The organism is Neolewinella marina (genome assembly GCF_002631205.1).
GTDB lineage: Bacteria > Bacteroidota > Bacteroidia > Chitinophagales > Saprospiraceae > Neolewinella > Neolewinella marina.
In genome coordinates this window covers 70789-88542 of record NZ_PDLO01000004.1, presented here as the reverse complement: position 1 = coordinate 88542, position 17754 = coordinate 70789, and the positions used below count along the sequence as shown (strand labels likewise).

Below are 17754 nucleotides of genomic sequence, written 5' to 3'. Positions count from 1 at the left end.
TCAGTGGCGAAATTTTCCTCGTACTAGCAGTTTGGCCACGCGGTTCTACGGCATCGGAACGGCCTCTGGACGTTTTCATTTACCCGGTTATGCCAATGAACAGAATACTTGTTACCATTCTCCCCCTCGTCCTTGCGGGGCAGGTGAGTGCCCAGATTCCTGATTCTTTGTTGGTTATTGCTGATGACTCTGTCCGCGCGATCACCCTGGGCATGACCGCGGCCAATACCGCCCTGTTCGACAAGGAGTTCGAACAGGCTGAGCTGATGTTGGAAGAAGCCGAGCGCATCAGCTCCGGTCTCGGGTCAGCCTTCGTGGCTGCCAAACTGATACGGGAGCGGGGTATCGTGGAACAGGCCCGCGAAGACACGGGGGCGGCCCTGCAAACCTATCAGGAGGCATATGCGGCCTTTGAATCACTGGAAAAACCAGGAATGCTGGTGGATATTCTCCTGCGGATGGAGCAGCTGTATTTCAATTCCCGGGAATTCGATCTTGCCGAAAAGTACGTGCAGCAGGCCCTGGATCTGCTGAATGCCCACCCCGATCTGCCCCTTTACCTGAAGGGCGATGCGCTCAATGAGTTGGCGAACATCTACGGAGAGCAGGGCAAGCATGCGCAGTCGCTGGAGTATGCGGACCAGGCACGAGCCATTTACCAGGAAGCGGGGGATGATACCTTCGCGTTTGGCACCCTGCTTAACTCGGCCATCACCCTGCGGAAGATGGGGCGCTCCGCCGAGTCCGTGACCCGCTTCCGCCGGGTGGAGGAATATGCACGGCAGGGGAAGGTGGACTACCTGCTCATGTCGGTATTCATTAACCTGCCACCCGCCCTGCTGTCCGCTAACCAGCCCGCCGAGGCCCTGGCCGTCAACCAGGAGGCCCTGGACTTTATCGAGTCTCACCCGGAACACAAAGAATTTCGCTACCTGGCGGCCATCCACGATAATTTCCGCGAGATATACGCCAGCACGGGCGATTTCGAGCAAGCCTACGCTCATTACGGCTTAGCCGTAGCGAACAGGGACAGCCTCACCAGCCTGGAGAAAAAGCGGGAAATAGCCCGCCTGGAAACCCAGTTTGAAAGCCGGCAAAAGGAGCAGCAAATCGCGCTGCTGGGCGCCGAAAATGAAACCAGGCAGTGGCAGCTGCGTATGATGCTGGTGGTGCTGGCCGGAGCACTGTTGTTCATCGGTGTCCTGGTCTGGCAGTACCGGCGTCTGCAGCAGAGCCGGGCCCGGATAAGTGAACAATCCGACCAACTCAAGCTCCTGATGAAAGAGTTGCACCACCGCGTGAAGAACAACCTGGCCATCGTATCGAGCCTGCTGAAGTTGCAGAGTAACCGCCTGGAAGAGGAATCGGCGGCGCGGGCGGTGCGCGAGGGGCAACACCGGGTGGAGGCCATGTCGCTCATCCACCAGCGACTGTACCAGACCGACCTGGTAACCAAGGTCAATATGCGCGACTACATCATTGACCTGACCGAGAACCTGATGCGGGCCTACGGTTACGAACCCGACGACTTCGACTTGCAGTTGCAGATCGAGCGGCAGGAGCTGGACGTGGACCTGGCCATCCCGCTCGGCCTCATTCTGAACGAACTGCTGACCAACGCCTTCAAACACGCTTTCTCACAGGTGGACCGGCCGTCGCTGGCCGTTCGCCTGACCGGAGAACGGGACCTTACCCTGGAGATCCAGGACAACGGCCCGGGTATGACACAGGACCAGTGGCAGCAAAGGGGTAAATCGTTCGGCAAGCGCCTGGTCCATAACCTCAGCGCGCAGATCGGCGGTGAGATGGAAATAAGCGGGGATAACGGTACGCGCTTCAAGCTGCACGTAGTCCAACGCAAGGCGGCGTAAATTATAAATTCAATCAGATGATCAACATTCTCCTGGTCGAAGACGAGGCCGTACTGGCCATGGAAATGGAGGAGACCCTGGAATCGGAGGGGTATACCGTAGTAGGCACCGCGGCCAGCGGAGAAAAGGCCCTGGAGTTGTTCCGGGAGTCCAGCGTGGACCTCTTACTCTGCGACATCAGCATCCAGGGGCCTTGGGACGGCATCGAAACCGTGCAGCGACTCATGGCCATCCGTCCGGTGCCGGTCATCTACCTGACGGCCCTGGCGGATCACGAAACCATCCAACGGGCCAAGGCAACCTATCCGGCCGCCTACATTTCCAAGCCCTACAACCTGACCAGTCTCCGCATCGCGATTGAGTTGGCCATCAACAATTTTGCCTTGCGCAAGGGAGAATTGACCCCCGGAACGGATACACCGGGAGTGGCCGAAGCGGAAAGCAACCCGGTCCCGAGCCGCGATTCCATCCTGAAGGTCGAGGACCACATCTTCGTCAAAAACAACTACCGCTTCGTCAAGATAAGCCTCGCCGATATCCTGTACCTGGAGGCCGATAACAACTATACGGTCATCAATACCGCCGCCCAGAAACTGGCCATTCGCCAGCCCCTCAAAGCCATCCTTGATCGCCTCGCCGTGCCCCGATTGGTGCGTACTCATCGTTCTTTTGCCGTAAACCTGGATCAGGTGGAATCCTTCACCGAAACCGAGGTGCAGGTGGGCCCCCGCGACATCCCCCTGGGGCGGAACTACAAGCAGGCTTTCCTGGATTACTTCAATTTCAGCTAGGCTTCCGCTGCCGTTCACCCTCAAGTTCCCGTTGTCTACCCCGCCACAGGCCACCTTCACCCACATTTCGTAAAAGGGCCCTCGCCGACACCATACTTTTGCTGGAGTCAGACGCCTCCCCGATCAGGTAACTGACGGAGATGGTCGTATGGCGATGTTTGAGGTAGAGGCAGGGGCGCAACGCCCCTGCCCATTTCCTATTTTTTTAAAGAAGATTTGGAGAAACCGTCCTAGAGGGGCAGGGCCCGTCCATTGTCCGGGGCGAAGTTTTTACACTCATATAAGAGACACTATGAATGGTTTGTTATCGGCTCAATCCCTGCCCCTCCTTTTTTTGCTTGTCGTATGGACGCTGGTATGTCCCCGCGCCGTAGCCCAGCCAAACGCGAACGGGGTATGGCAGTACAATGCGGAACTGGAAGGCGACCACTGCAGTGGGAGCGGCTGCTATTCTTTCTGCTCCAATTCCTATATGGAAAACCACGAGTTTAATGCGGTAAACGCGCCAAGCGAACGCATCAAGCAAGTGGTTAAGGGGTGGATGGGGAGAATTGACGGCTCAAAAAAAATCAACGAAATTTCCATCCCAGGCACCCACGATTCCGGTGCCGAGTGGGGGGGGACGGCCGCTGAAACCCAAAGTTGGAGTATCCGCGAACAGCTGGAAGCCGGTATCCGCTATTTTGACATCCGTCTGAAGCCCGACCCGGATAACCCTGACAACCTGGCGGTCTACCACGGAGTATTCCCTCAGTACCGGGAGTGTAAGATCAAGGATGAATTTGGGATCTGCTATGGAGGGACGCGGCTCACCCTGAAGACCATCCTGGCGGATATGGATTACTTCCTGAAGCAAAACCCGACGGAGGCCATCATCATGCGCACCTACTACGAGGGCAGCAGTGATTATACATCAGAGCAGAAAGAGGATTGGACAAATCGGTTTAAAAATATCCTTTGGGAAGACACCAACGGAAAGGAGGGCATTCAATATACCGATCGGCTCCGCTACCCGGTCTGGAATGTAAAGCAGCCGGGTACGGCTACCTTCTCGACGACCATTCCGAGATTAAATGATTTGCGGGGAAAACTATGGATTCACCGTACGGGAGGGAACGAGGATGATATACCCTTATTCCAGTACGCCAACGGGAATATTGAAACCCAGAACAATTACAGCGAAAGCGTGAACGTACTCAGCGCAGCAGCCGTGAAACACCTTCGGGATGCGCCCGACCTCATCGCCTCCGGCAATTGGGTACACAACTGGACCAATGGCCTTAACCTCACCGTGGCGGCGGCGCCGGTGCCCCACGACGTGGCCAGTTACCTCAATCGCGACGTCTTTTTTGCGCTCAACGACGTGCCAAGCCAGACTCCCGTCGGCACCGTGGTCATGGACTTTCCCGGTGAGGGGCTCATTTACCGGATCATCAAGACCAATTTCGACTACGAGAGGGAAGTGGACCTTACGGTGGCCTTTGACTGCAACATCAACTGGATTGCCGGAGGGGCCACCTCCAACAAGATTACCGTACAATTGTACAACGGGCCCGAACTGATCGGAACGCAGACCCAGGTGCCGGGCTGTAATGGATTGGGCGATTCGTTTTTTCAGTTCAAGAAGGTGATGCCGGCCATGCCGCAGCTGTACACCCACATTCGGGTATCCACCGATAACGTTGACCCCGACGATGGCTTCGGAATTGATGAGATGTACATCAGCAATACCCGCTACGGTATTCACTGTTACAACGGCGGCATCGAAGACGACGTACTGGAAAAATGGGGGGTAGACGGTGGACAACTGTGGTGCCTGTCTACTCCCGAAAGCAATGAGTTCGGCGGCTATGCCAACGGCTGCAACGATTGCCTCACTTTCGTGACCGGGCAAACCACTACCGCCAAGGTCACCTGCCAGACGCCCTACGGGGTTCAGACCCAGATCGATCAGTACGAACTGCTGAATACACCCATTTTTCAGCAGAAGTACGATCCGGCGGTGACCCTGTCTCCGCCCGTGGCCCGGTGTAAGCCACTAGTGGTTCAGCTGGATGAATACGGGCAGGCGGTGATTGATCCAGCCCAGCTCAATAATGGCAGCTACAACCCCAACGACCCCAATGCCCCGCTCCACTTCTCAGCCAGCCAGAAGGTTTTCGACTGTGACGATCTCCGCAAACCCTTCGGCCAGGTGTGGGTGGAACTGTTCGTCAGCAACGGCACCGCTACGTCTTCCTGCCAAACGTACGTGATCGTCGAGCCCGGGCCTATGCCCGCCGCAATCAACACCAGAGATCAAACCGTAAAGCTGAGGCACGGTGGCACCGTCACCGTAGACCCGGGGGATGTTTACGCTGGCCCTGAGTTGCCCTGCTATTTGGAAATGCAAGTGTTTCCCTCCACCTTCACCTGTGAGGATGTCGGAGATAATGAGGTATTGCTCCACGTATACAATCCCAGAACAAGTGAAAGCGCATATTCGGAGGCCACCGTTACGGTAGTAGATGATATTGATCCTTTCGTGTTTTTCAATTACCCCGGAGAGGTTAAACTGGGACCGGACGGCACGGCAAGCCTCGACGCGTCCACTTTAGGCAGTAGGTCTTACGATGACTGCTCTGAGGTGACGCTGGAAATCAAGCCAAAATCCACCTTCGACTGTGACGATCTGGGCACCATGATGGTGACGCTGTACGCGACCGATGCTTCCGGAAACCGGGGCTACGCTTACCAGAACATCACCATTGTCGATGACCTGCCCCCCCAGGTGGTAACGAAAAGCACAGTTGTCTACCTTGACGAAGCAGGTGCCGCACGCATTTTCGCCGATGATGTGGACGGCGGATCGACGGACAACTGCGGCATTGCCGACCGGTGGGTTTCTCCCTCCACCTTCGATTGCCGCGACGTTGGCGAGCAGGTGGTTACCCTCTACGTGGCGGATGGATCGGAAAACCTGGCGCGGCAAACCGCGATCGTCACCGTCGTCGATCCGTCGGGGAGAGAAGGCGAGCAAACCTTCTACGCCGACGTCGACCAGGACGGCTACGGCGACGCCGCGGCTACCCTCACCGCCTGCACCGCCCCGGCGGGCTACGTAGCCCTACCCGGCGACTGCGACGACAGTGATGCACTGGCCTACCCCGGCCAACGCTGGTACCTCGACCGGGACCACGACGGCTACCCGGAATCCTCTACCATAGATTGTGCCCGCCCCGCTCATGGATTTGCTGTCTCCGAACTTACGTCCACCGAGACGGACAACTGTCCGGATGCCTTTAATCCCGATCAGTCCGACAGCAATGGCGACGGGGTAGGGGACGCCTGCGATACCACGGGCGGCGGCGACACCTTATCCGCCTACTGGCTGGAAGCCGAGTGCGGCATCGTGGGTGGTCAGTGGAGGGTAACGGCCGACGCCAACGCCTCCAACCAGGCCTTCGTCTACGCCCCCGGCCGGCGGTCCACCGCCCAGCCTCCGGCGGACGTGCCCGAGAACCGCATCCGCTTCACCCTCGACCGGGCGGCGGCCGGCAGCTACTTCCTCCACATCCGCGCCTATACCCGCAACCGCGGGGAAGATTCCTTCTGGGTGCGGGTAAACGGAGGCAGCTGGATCCAGTGGAACAACATCGACTGCAACCGCAAATTCAGCTGGGCGACCCTGCCCACCCCGCTGGAGCTGCTGGCGGGTTCCAACACCTTTGACGTGGCCTTCCGGGAGGGCGGTGCCATCCTCGACAAGCTCTACCTGGCCCGGGAAACTGCCCGCCCCGGCGGCTTTGGCGAACCGGCGACCAACTGTGAGGCCCTCACTTCCCAGCCGCCCACCGCGATCGCCCGGGCCTCCACCACCCACGGCAGCGCCCCGCTGGCCGTGGAGCTGGATGGCAGGCTGAGTTACGACTTCGACGGATTCATCGTGGATTACGCCTGGAGCTGGCCGGGAGGCAGCGCCACGGGACCGAACCCCACGGCGACCTTCGCCCCCGGCACCCATAAAGTACTGCTGAAGGTGACCGACAACGACGGGGAATCCAACACCACCAGCCTCACCATCCTGGCAACCGAGCCCGCCGACCTGCCGACCACCCTCCCCCTTTCCTTCGAAGCGGAGTGTACCTTCCGCGACCGCGATTGGAGACTGAGCGCGAGCAGTGAGGCCAGTGGCGACCGCTTCGTCAGCTATACGGGCTGCCACTGTATCGATGAACCGACGCCGCAGCAGGCCGACCGTCACCTGAACTTTGACTTCCGTACCACCGAAACCGATACTTTCTACCTTTTCCTGCGGCTGGATGCGCCCGACGGAGGCCGCAACTCTTTCTGGGTCCGCGTAGACGACGGAAAGTGGATCAAGATGTGGCGGGAAGCGGATGGAAGACAACTCCTGACCACCGGATTTGAGTGGCGGCAAGTCAACGACGATACCCGCCCCGTGGCCTTCGTCCTGTCACCCGGCGAGCACACCATCACGGTAGCCCCTCGGGAGCCGGGCACCAAGCTGGACAAGCTGATTCTGTCGCCGGATGAGGTGCTGCCCCTTGGCACCGGCGCACCCGCCCAGAATTGTCCGGCCGCGGCCGCTCTCGCCCTGAAAGGCGCGGCCATGGAGGAAGTGCTTCCCTACGACGACGCGCTGTTCGCGGCACCTGAGCTGGTCGTATACCCGAACCCGGTCACGGATCACGTCACCGTGGAACTGGCCGACGGCTACCAGGGAGAAGTCGTCCTGCAGGTGGCAGACGCCCTGGGACGGCAGGTCCGCCAGCAACGCCTGCGCAAGGAAGACCGGTTGCTGCGGACCGACCTCTCCGTGAGCGATCTGCCCCCGGGGCTCTACCACCTGCTGCTGCAACAGAGTGAGTGCCAGCTGGTGGAGCGCTTTGTGAAACAATGATGTAAGCACCTGTGATTTGACTGGGGCCGGCGCTGAAAGGTGCCGGCCCCTTTTTTGGGGGGTGCAAGCAGTACTTCACACGCTGCCCTGCGGGACAAAGCACGAAGCCCCCGCTTACCAAGTTCAGGGTTTGAGATGGGGGATTACTGCGTGATCCCAGGGGTGGGGGATGCAAACGGCCGCGCGTTGCCCTGCGGGACCAAAGCACGAAGCCCCCGCTTACCAAAGTTCAGGGTTTGAGACGGGGGATTACTGCGTGATCCCCGGGGTGGGGGATGCAAACGGCCGCGCGCTGCCCTGCGGGACTAAAGCATAAAGCCCCCGCTTACCAAAGTTCAGGGGTTAAGACGGGGGATTACTGCGTGATCCCCGGGGTGGGGGATGCAAACGGCCGCGCGCTGCCCTGCGGGACAAAGCACGAAGCCCCCCTCCCGCTTACCAAAGCCTGCGGCTTTAGACGGGGAGGGGGGCTTCGTGCTGTATCGGCTGCGCCGATCAGCGCGCGGCCGTTTGCGGAGGATGAGGGATTCGAACCCCCGGTACCCGTAAGGGTACACCTGATTTCGAATCAGGCACGTTCAGCCAGCTCCGCCAATCCTCCGGAAGCTGTACAGCGGCACAAAGTTACTCTGTCCACCGAAATGCACCAAGCGGCGGAGAAAGTTTCTGGTGATTGGCAAACATTTTGTGGTAAATTCCGTATCTTCAGCACGCCACGCTTTCTGACCCTTACCCGATCATCCGCCCCCTCTTTGCGCTCCGTGGCTTTTCCTTACCCGTTGAGTTGTTCCGTATGCACTCCGAGGAGTTCTACGCCGTGGCCCTGAGCCGCGTTCCCACCGTGGGCGCCAAGATCTATCGCCAGTTGTTGACCCACTTCGGTTCCGCCGAAGTGGCGTGCCGGGCGTCCGCCGTGGAGCTGATGGCCGTGCCCGGTATTGGCCATCGCACCGCCGCCTACTTCGCCACCGGCACCCACCTGCGAGAAGCCGAGTCCATTCTTTCCCACGCCGGCACCCATGCCGTAGAGATATTGTACGCGGGCAGCGACCGCTACCCCCCGGCCCTTCGAGGTTTTGAGCAGGCCCCGCCCGTGCTTTACCACCGGGGGGAGACCGACTTATCCAATCCGCGCGCCATCGCCGTAGTGGGCACCCGCCGGATGAGCGAGCAGGGCGGGCGGCAGGTGGAGCGGTTGCTCGATCCCCTGACCCCCTACCAGCCCCTCATCGTAAGTGGTTTGGCCTACGGGGTGGACGTGGCTGCCCACCGCTGTGCGCTGCGGATCGGGCTGCCCACCCTGGCCGTACTGGGCAGTGGGCTGGACCAGGTGTACCCCCAAAGCCACCAGGGCGTGGCCCACCGGATGGCGGGGCAGGGTGGGGGACTGCTGACCGAGTACCCGCCCTGGCAATCCCCCGAGCGGGAACACTTCCCGGCCCGCAACCGGATCGTGGCGATGCTCGCCCAACTGATCCTGGTAGTGGAGTCGGACCTGAGTGGCGGATCCATCATTACGGCCAACATGGGGCACGACCTGGGTCGAAAGATCGGAGCCTGCCCCGGTAGGGGTGGGGACCCGCGCACCGCCGGCTGCAATGCCCTGATCAAGGCGGGCAAAGCCCACCTGGTTGACAACGCGGCAGATATTATTAGCCTGCTCGGCTGGCGCGACCCACCCGCTCACGAACGACAGATGCAGTTGTTTGAGACCCTGTCGGTCGAAGAACGGGCCGTGGTGGGGAAACTGGACGGGGATGCGGGGGCCACCATCGATGACCTCAACCGCCAGTTGCAGTTGCCGCCGGGCCAGCTGGCCGGTTTGCTGCTGGGCCTGGAAATGCGGGAAGTCATCATGGCCCTGCCCGGCTACCGCTACCGCCTGCGCGCAGGATGATCCTTAACCAAGCCTTAATCCCGTCGCCTGCCGCTGGACATTTATCTTTGTGCCATGAATGTGACCTACCTCTTCTCTTGCTGCCTGCTGATCGCCCTTTTCACCAGTTGTCCGCCCGCCCCCCAGGATACCCTGGCAGGAGGCCGGACCTCGACCACGGAAGCCACCATGGACCGCGATGACCGCGAATCCGAGGGCACCGTCTCCAGCTACGCCCGGGCCCAGCGCGGACCGAAGAACATCATCCTGATGATCGGCGACGGCATGGGCGTCACCCAGATCTCAGCCGGCCTGTACAGCAACAACAACCAGCTGAACCTGGAGCGCTTCCCCGTGGTGGGCCTCCACAAGAGCTACAGCGCCGATAACCTGATCACCGATTCGGCCGCCGGGGCCACCGCCTTCTCCGCCGGGGTGAAAACCTACAACGGGGCCATCGGGGTGGATGTGGATACCCTGCCCGTGACCACCATCCTGGAGATGGCTGAATCGGCCGGCATGCCCACCGGACTGGTGGCTACCTCCTCCATCGTTCACGCCACGCCGGCATCCTTCTACGCCCACGTCAAGCAACGCAAGGAGTACGAAGCCATTGCCGCTGACCTGCTGAAGACCGACATCGACCTCTTTATCGGCGGCGGGGCCAAGTACTTTGAACGTCGGGAGACGGACACCCGCAACCTCACCGAGGAGCTGCGCAGCCAGGGCATCGAGGTGTCTTCCTTCGTGGATACCGACCTGAAGAAGCTGAAGGTGAAGCGCGCCAAGCGGGTAGCCTACTATACGGCCGACAGTGAGCCAGTGCCCTTCAACCAAGGGCGCGACTACCTCGTCGACGCCACCGAGCTGGCCATGGACTTTCTGAATGACCGCGACAGCCTCAACAAGGGCTTCTTCCTGATGGTCGAGGCCTCCCAGATCGACTGGGGCGGCCACAGCAACAACAGCGACTACATCATCTCCGAGATGATCGAATTCGACCGCGCCATCGGGGCTGCCCTGAACTTCGCCCAGCGGGATGGAGAAACCCTCATCATCGTTACCGCCGACCACGAGACCGGGGGCTACGCCATCAACAACGGATCGGTAATGGGGCAGATCGAAGGGGCCTTCACCTCCGACTATCACACCGCCGACCTGATCCCGGTTTTCGCCTACGGACCGGGGGCGGAGCAGTTCTCGGGCATTTTCGAAAACACGGCTATTTTTGATAAAATGAAACTGCTCTACGGCTTCTCCAAGCGGTAGAACAGGGCTTGGGCGCCGGAGACGATGCCCGAATTTGACCTAATATTAACTTGTGCGTCATAACTCTACCCCCCGCAAACCGTTAGGTAGGTGGGAAGGAGCGGTCAGAAAACGCATGGGATGTATCTTTAGCAGTTCATCCCCCAATTTCCGTCAATGATTCAAGGGCTTCAACCTTAAAATACTACAAGTGCAAGCACAAATTCAAAACACTGTCGAAGACATCCACCAGTCGCTCAAAAACTGGAAGACTATCATCTCCCAGTACCAACAGGCCAATACCTGGCGCGCGATCGGCCAATTGTTCAGCAGTTTTGGTCCCTTTCTGGCGCTTTGGGTAGCGATGTACTTCAGCGTGGGCTACTCCATCTGGCTCACCCTCCTGCTGGGCATGGTCAATGCCTTCTTCCTGGTCCGCATCTTCATCATTCAGCACGACTGCGGCCATTACTCCTTTTTCAGCAAGCGTAAGGTCAACGACGCCATGGGCTTCGTCTGTTCCTTTTTCAGCTCGATCCCCTATACCTACTGGGCGCGCGTGCACAGCTTCCACCACGGCCACACCGGCCAGCTCGAGCACCGCGACATCGGCGACATCGACTTCCTGACGGTAGAAGAGTTCCGCAAGTTGAACGGCTGGGGCCGCTTCAAGTACCGGGTTTTCCGCAACCCCTTCGTACTGTTCATTCTCCTGCCCATGATCTACCTCGGCGTGGTTCTGCGCGTACCCCGCATCAACTTCCCCGGATGGTCGCCCATTCACCGGAAGATGCATTTGAACAACCTGCTGATCCTGGCTGCCTACGTAGGCCTCGGTTTTCTGGTGGGCTGGAAAGCCTTCCTCATCGTACAGGGCAGCATCATCTTCTTCTTCGGCATCATCGCCTTCTGGTTCTTCTACGTGCAGCACCAGCACGACCACACCTACATGCAGTGGTCCAAGAACTGGGATTACCTCACGGCCGCGATCAAAGGCGCTACCTTCTACAAGCTGCCCCGCATCATGCACTTCCTGACGGGTAACATCGGCTACCACCACATCCACCACCTGAGCAGCCGCATCCCCAACTACAACCTGCGCCGCTGCGCCAAGGAGAACCCGGTACTGCAGCGCCACGTGACCAAGATCACCTTCCTGCAGAGCCTCCCCCTCATGTTCAACAAGCTGTGGGACGAGGAGAAGCAGCGCATGATCTCCTTCCGGGAGTTCTACCGCAACGAACAGCGGAAGATGGCCGCCTAGCCGCCACGGCTGGTTGGTTGATTCCTGATCTGACTACCTGAAAATGGGTGCACGACTTCGGTCGGGCACCCATTTTTGCATTAGTGAGGTAACCCCCCCCCCGGGTCAGTCCACCACCACGACCGGCTTCTCCGCCACCTGCTCCGCCCGGCGGGCCGGGAGCAGGGAGGCCAGCAGTCCGATCACCATCACGGTGGCGGTTACGATCATGAAGTCCGAGAAGCGCAACGACATCGGGTAGGCTTCGGCCAGGGTGCCGGGCAGCCCCACGATGCCGTAGTGGCTCTGGATGAGGTAGGTGAGGATGGCCAATCCGAAGCCGGAAAGGAGTCCGATTCCGGAGATCAGCAGCCCCACCCGCAGGAATACGTTGCGGATATCGGTCCCGAGCATGCCCAGGCTGCGCAGGATGATGATGTCCTTGCGCTTTTCCAGGACGATCATCCACAGGGCCCCCACTAGGTTGAAGCTGATCAGGATCACCATCAGGGTCACGATGGCGTAGGCCACGTACTTTTCCACCCGCATCAGTTTCAGGATGCTGTTTTCCTGCTCGAAGCGGTTTTTCACCACGTAGTCTTCGCCCAGGGCCTCTTGCAGGGCCCGGTAGGTAGCCTTATTGGCGAAGCCGGGGAGCAGCTTGATTTCCAGGGAGGAGACCGTGGGGGCTTCCACGCCCATGATCTCCCGGGCCAGCCCGATGTCGATGAGTACGGCCTGGTTCTCGAAGGCCTCCCGGCTGCGTACCACCCCCACCGGCAGTACTTCCCGCACCTGGTAGGGCAGCCGGCCCGAAGCCAGCACGGTGCCGCCCCCGCGGGTACGCGGGCGGGGCACGTAGATCGACAGCAGGTTGATCTGGTTGTAGGGGTCGATGAGGAGCTCCCGCGCCAGGTTCTGTCCCACGATGGCTCCGAGGGTCTCGAACTGGGGGAGGAGCAGGTCGTAGTGCCCCTCCTCTACCATGGTGTCGATCCCGTTGATGCGGGCGTACTCGCTGTCCACTCCCTTCAGCGGACCGAAGGCCTGGTGGCCGAGGTACTGGAACCGGGCCGTTTCTTCCAGGGTGTGGGAAATAATCCGGACACCCTCCGTTTTGCGCACCTTGGCCAGCAGTTCGTCGGAGGCCTCGAAGGTCTTTCCCCGGGCGGCAGTGATGCGTACGTCGGGGTTAAGGTTATTGAACATCCCGACGAAGATGTCCTCAAAACCGTTAAAAACGCTCAGGGCAATGATCAGCGCGGCGGCGCCGATGGCCACCCCGAAGGCCGCGACGAAGGTGATGATGTTGATGGCATTGGTCGACTTGCGGGCGAAGAGGTACCGCCAAGCCATCCGCGCGGAAAGGTTCATGCGGCAAAGTTACTTCAGCCGCGGTAAGCGCCCCCGGCGGCGTTTAGCGGAGCCGCTCCAGCAGGTCGTTCAGATAGTCCACCTCGCCGTCGGAAAGCCGCTCCCGGATCAGGGCGTCGAGGTCCTTGCGGCCCTCGTTGATGCGGGCCACCAGCTCACTGCCCTTTTCGGTGATGCGGGTGCGGTTGCTGCGACGGTCGTGGTCGGAAGGGAATTTGTCGAGGAGGTTCTTTTTCTCCAGCCGGTCTACGAGGCGGCTGGCGTCCGACATCTTGTCGGCCAGCATATCGCGCAACTCCTGGATAGAGAGCGACTCCGGAAAGCGCTCGTCGAGGATGCGGAGAATGCTGTACTGTTTGGGGGTAATGTCATGGGGCTGGAGGAACTGACGCATGCTGTTGTTGATCCAGCTGCAGCTGTGCAATAGATTGAAACGCAGCTCCCTGAATTGATCGTCGCATACGTAATTCCTATCGTTCTCGGGCCTTTCCTTCATGTTGGGGTTCTCTGTGTGGGGTAAAATATCCCGGCCCCTCGATCAAGGCCGCTGCCAAAGGTAATAAAAACGCCTATTATGTTCTGATATTTGAGCAAATGGTTTTATTAAGTATTCCCGTTCGGGATTACCGGGTTTTCCGTGCCATTTCTCGCTTTAACGTCAAATTAAGACCGCGCCAACGTCCATCCGTCTCCCTGCCGCGTTATGCTGCTAACAATTACTGCGTATGAAATTTCCCGCCTTTCTGCTGCCCCTGTTCTGTCTGCTGTTTGCCACTCCGCTGGCCGCCCAGAACAACCATTACACCAGCGCTTCCCAGAGTGATGCGGAAGCGAAAAGGATACTGGAAAGTATTCGCCAGAAATACGATGGCTATACTACCCTGACGGCCGATTTCCGCCTGGAAATGGCTTTCCCCAACCAGCCGAAAGAAGTACAGGCCGGTAACCTGAGCCGCAAGGGTGACCTGGTACGCTTCAAGCTCGGCGACCAGGAGGGCATCATCAACAAGGACGCCTCCTACTTCATCCTCCACGGCAGCAAGGAGGTGCAGATCAACGACCTGCCCGAGCCGGGGGAATCCACCGGCATGCCCACTCCCCAGAACCTGTTCAGCTTCTACGAAGGCGACAACTACGTACTGTCGCTGCAGGGCGAGGAAACCGTTAACGGCCGCAAACTGCAGATCATCGAGCTGAAGCCCGTGGATCGCCACGCCAGCGATTTCACCAAACTGCGCCTGCAGGTCGACCAGCAGCGGAAGGAGATCGCCTCCGTGAAGGCCTTCATCCGCGACGGCAGCAGCTATACCTTTTTCCTCGACAAGACCCGGGGCAACGCCACCCTGGCCGACAACAACTTCACCTTTGATAAGGCGCAGTTCCCCGGCTACCACGTCGAGGACCTTCGCTTCTGACCTTCCCCCCCCCAGGCTGCTGATTCCGGGCGCTGCACGCGGGTGCCGCGTTAACATCGGGGTGCCGCAGCCGTTGGTGGGATATGCAGCGGCCCACCCTCGTCATCGCCGGCGCCACCGGCTTCATCGGCCGCTGGTTCATCGAACGGTACCACCACCGGTACCGCATCATCGCGCTCAGTCGCGGTGCCCTTCAACCTGACCCTACCTACGACAAAGCCGAATGGCGGCAGGTGGAACTGTATTCCATCACGAGCACCGAAGCCGGACTGGCCGGCGCCGACCTGGCGCTGTATCTCGTTCATTCCATGTCGCCCTCGGCCCGCCTTTCCCAGGGCAGTTTTGAGGATACCGACGTGCTGCTGGCCGACAACTTCGCCCGGGCCGCCCGCAAGCAGGGCATCCGCCAGATCCTGTTCGTCGGCGGCCTGCTGCCGGAGGATGAATTACCCGCCGACTACAGCCGCCACCTGCGCAGCCGGCGGGAGGTAGAAGAAACCCTGGCCTCTACCGGCGTGGCGGTCACTACCCTGCGGGCCGGCATCATCGTGGGGCCCGGCGGGTCCTCCTTCCAGATGGTCGAGCGGCTCGTGAATCGGCTTCCGGTGCTGATTTGTCCCGCCTGGTGCCAGTCCGCCACCCACCCCATTGACCTCTTCGATGCCCTCCGGCTGATCGATTACTGCCTCGACCGTCCTTCCACTTTCGGGCGGGCCATCGACATCGGCGGCTCGGAGGTGACCACCTATATGGATATGCTCGCTACGGTAGCCGAGCTGATGGGCAAGCGGCGCTTCATTCAACCCGTATCTTTTTTCAGCCCCGGTTTGTCCACCCTCTGGGTGAGTGTCTTCACGGATACCCCCTCCGACCTGGTCAGTCCTCTGGTCGAGAGCCTCCGCCACCGCATGGTGGCCCGCGACAACGAGGTCTTGCGGGCTTTTCCGGACCGACTGAATTTCCGCGCCGCCGCCCACCGCGCCCTCCACCCGGAGGATCTACTGCCGCCCCTGCCCCCGCGGTTGCCGGCGGCCGACCCGGGGGTGCGCAACACCGTTCGGAGCGTCCAGCGTTTGCCCAACCCCCAGCAACACACCGCCACCTACGTCGCCCGTCTGTACCAGCGCTGGTTGCCGGTCTTCTTCCGGACCCTTATCGGGGTAAAGACCCGGGGGGATCACTCTACCTTCCAGGTGCTGGGAATCCCCCTGTTGAAACTCACCTTCATCCCGGGACGCAGCGACAGCCGGCGCCAACTCTTCTATATCGTAGGCGGGTTGCTGGCCCGCAAGGAGAACAAGGGCTGGCTGGAATTCCGCAGCGTGCTCAACGGCCGGTACATCATCTCGGCCATCCACAATTTCGTGCCTGCCCTGCCCTGGTACCTCTACGTGCTCACCCAGGCCCGCGCCCACCAGTGGGTGATGAACCGCTTCGGCCGCTACCTCTCAAACATGAAGGCCTAGAACCCGACGGCCCCCTTCAGGTTATTGGAGGTATGAGAACCTACAAACTGAACAATGGCCTGGAAATGCCCCGCCTCGGGCTGGGCGTCTGGCAAAGCGAGAACGGAAAGGAAACAATTGACGCCATTCACTGGGCCCTGGAGGCCGGCTACCGCCACGTAGATACCGCCAAGGCCTACCGGAATGAGGAGGCCGTAGGAGAAGCCATCCGCACGGCCGGTCTGCCGCGGGAAGAGGTCTGGCTCACCACCAAGGTCTGGAACGACGACATCCGGGCCGGCCGCACCACAGAGGCCCTGGACAACAGCCTCAAGCGGCTGAAGCTGGATTACGTAGACCAAGTGCTCCTGCACTGGCCCGTGGAAGGTCGGGTGGCCGCCTGGCAGGAACTGGAAAAGGCCCTGGAGGCGGGGAAGGTCCGCAGCATTGGCGTGAGCAACTTCATGGACGACCACATTGAAGAAATTATCGAGGCGGGCAGCGTACTCCCCGTCGTCAACCAGATCGAGTACCACCCCTATCTGACGCAGGCGGACGCGATCTCGGCCTGCGACGCCCACGACATCGCCATCACCGCCTGGTCGCCCCTGATGCAGGGCCACTTCCTGAAGGAGCCCCTCTTTGCCGAGATAGGCGAACGCTACGGCAAAACGGCGGCCCAGGTGGTCCTGCGCTGGTGCCTGCAAAATGACGTCATCGTGATCCCGAAGAGCGTCCACCGCAAGCGCATCATCGAAAACGGAGACCTGTTCGACTTTGAGCTTTCCGAAGAAGATATGGTCGCCATCGACGAACTCGAGCGCGGCAAGCGCTTTGGGCCCGACCCCCGCAATTTCGATTTCTAGGAGGCTGCCACCCTCTTACCCTAACCACCGCCATGTCCTCTTCCCACCATTCCCTGCTTCGCTCGTCCCTCATCGGGGGGGCACTGGCCGCCATGATCATTTTCATCGGCACCTACTTGCTGGGGACGGTAACCAACTACGAGGCGATTGAGAACCTCCAGGAAGTTCGGCCTACCCTCCGCTTCACGGCCAGCGGGATGATGACCTCTACGGCCACCATCCTGGCCCTGATGCTGACCTTGCTGTCGTTCAGCCAGCAGTCGGAACGGAAGCTGAAAGCCTACCACTACAACCGGATCGGCTGGATCGCCCGTTTTGCCGCCGGCATCTTCATTGCCGCCCTGGTGTTGCTGATGGTGTTGAACGTACCCATCAGCAACGCGGAGGAGACCTTCGCTGGCTTCTACAATATCATCTATTACGTATTGCTGAGCTATACCGCCCTGATGGGGGGCTGCATGATCACCATCATCCTCCTGCTTTATCAGGCGGCCCGCGACATCATCCTCATCGCCCATCCCAACCGCAAGGTGGTGGGGCTATACGCGGAAGAAGATGAGGATCCGGACCTGCCTACCAAGCGGGAAAGGGAAAGGCTGGTCATTGAGGAAGAAGACGAGGCATCGGGGGGAACCAAATAGTTTGCCGCTGTCCTTAGCGTCGTTGCCAGCGAAATTTTGTTTCTTGGCGGGCCAACGATAGCGTACTGCAAACCCTCCGCT

General features: G+C 60.0%; 12 protein-coding genes and 1 tRNA gene. 10 read left to right on the top strand and 3 right to left on the bottom strand.

Going from position 1 to position 17754, the window contains the following annotated elements; genetic code table 11:
* The first annotated feature begins 95 nt into the window (after window positions 1-95).
* The 3 genes from CGL56_RS10955 to CGL56_RS10945 all read left to right on the top strand — a co-directional run bounded on the left by CGL56_RS10955 (window position 96) and on the right by CGL56_RS10945 (window position 7565).
* Window positions 96-1871 carry a histidine kinase dimerization/phosphoacceptor domain -containing protein gene (locus CGL56_RS10955; protein ID WP_167641690.1) on the top strand — a complete coding sequence of 592 codons (1776 nt, stop codon included), beginning with the start codon at window positions 96-98 and terminating at the stop codon, window positions 1869-1871.
* Window positions 1872-1888: 17 nt separating this feature from the next.
* Window positions 1889-2662, top strand: a complete 774-nt coding sequence (locus CGL56_RS10950) for a LytR/AlgR family response regulator transcription factor (protein WP_099106601.1) — start codon at window positions 1889-1891, stop codon at window positions 2660-2662.
* Between the two features lie 292 nt (window positions 2663-2954).
* Window positions 2955-7565 (top strand): T9SS type A sorting domain-containing protein, encoded by a 4611-nt coding sequence (locus CGL56_RS10945; RefSeq protein ID WP_167641691.1) that lies wholly within the window; start codon window positions 2955-2957, stop codon window positions 7563-7565.
* A 513-nt stretch (window positions 7566-8078) separates the two neighbouring features.
* Here CGL56_RS10945 and CGL56_RS10940 read toward each other — a convergent pair.
* A tRNA-Ser gene (locus CGL56_RS10940) sits at window positions 8079-8166 on the bottom strand.
* 192 nt (window positions 8167-8358) lie between these two features.
* Between CGL56_RS10940 and dprA the strand changes: the two genes are divergently transcribed.
* From dprA to CGL56_RS10925, 3 genes are all read left to right on the top strand, one after another.
* Window positions 8359-9462, top strand: a complete 1104-nt coding sequence (gene dprA / locus CGL56_RS10935) for a DNA-processing protein DprA (protein ID WP_099106599.1) — start codon at window positions 8359-8361, stop codon at window positions 9460-9462.
* A 54-nt stretch (window positions 9463-9516) separates the two neighbouring features.
* Window positions 9517-10710 (top strand): alkaline phosphatase, encoded by a 1194-nt coding sequence (locus CGL56_RS10930; protein ID WP_245184267.1) that lies wholly within the window; start codon window positions 9517-9519, stop codon window positions 10708-10710.
* Window positions 10711-10900: 190 nt separating this feature from the next.
* Window positions 10901-11953: a fatty acid desaturase gene (locus CGL56_RS10925; RefSeq protein ID WP_099106598.1), complete on the top strand. Its 1053-nt coding sequence runs from the start codon at window positions 10901-10903 to the stop codon at window positions 11951-11953.
* 105 nt (window positions 11954-12058) lie between these two features.
* Here the strand turns inward: CGL56_RS10925 and CGL56_RS10920 are convergent, their stop codons facing one another.
* A complete protein-coding gene (locus CGL56_RS10920) occupies window positions 12059-13306 on the bottom strand; it encodes an ABC transporter permease (protein ID WP_099106597.1) in 1248 nt (415 codons plus the stop codon).
* Window positions 13307-13349: 43 nt separating this feature from the next.
* The gene (locus CGL56_RS10915; protein WP_099106596.1) at window positions 13350-13802 is read right to left on the bottom strand and encodes a MarR family winged helix-turn-helix transcriptional regulator; all 453 of its coding nucleotides are present in this window, start codon (window positions 13800-13802) and stop codon (window positions 13350-13352) included.
* A gap of 229 nt (window positions 13803-14031) precedes the next feature.
* On the opposite strand from CGL56_RS10915, the gene CGL56_RS10910 reads away from it, so the two are divergent.
* The 4 genes from CGL56_RS10910 (at window position 14032) to CGL56_RS10895 (ending at window position 17673) form a co-directional block, all read left to right on the top strand.
* Complete coding sequence (locus CGL56_RS10910) at window positions 14032-14721, top strand: LolA family protein (protein ID WP_099106595.1); 690 nt, start codon at window positions 14032-14034, stop codon at window positions 14719-14721.
* 83 nt (window positions 14722-14804) lie between these two features.
* Window positions 14805-16187 carry an NAD(P)H-binding protein gene (locus tag CGL56_RS10905; RefSeq protein ID WP_099106594.1) on the top strand — a complete coding sequence of 461 codons (1383 nt, stop codon included), beginning with the start codon at window positions 14805-14807 and terminating at the stop codon, window positions 16185-16187.
* A 32-nt stretch (window positions 16188-16219) separates the two neighbouring features.
* Window positions 16220-17032 carry an aldo/keto reductase gene (locus CGL56_RS10900; RefSeq protein WP_099106593.1) on the top strand — a complete coding sequence of 271 codons (813 nt, stop codon included), beginning with the start codon at window positions 16220-16222 and terminating at the stop codon, window positions 17030-17032.
* Window positions 17033-17064: 32 nt separating this feature from the next.
* Entirely contained in the window at window positions 17065-17673 is a 609-nt protein-coding gene (locus tag CGL56_RS10895; RefSeq protein ID WP_099106592.1) for a hypothetical protein, read from the top strand.
* Window positions 17674-17754 lie beyond the last annotated feature (81 nt).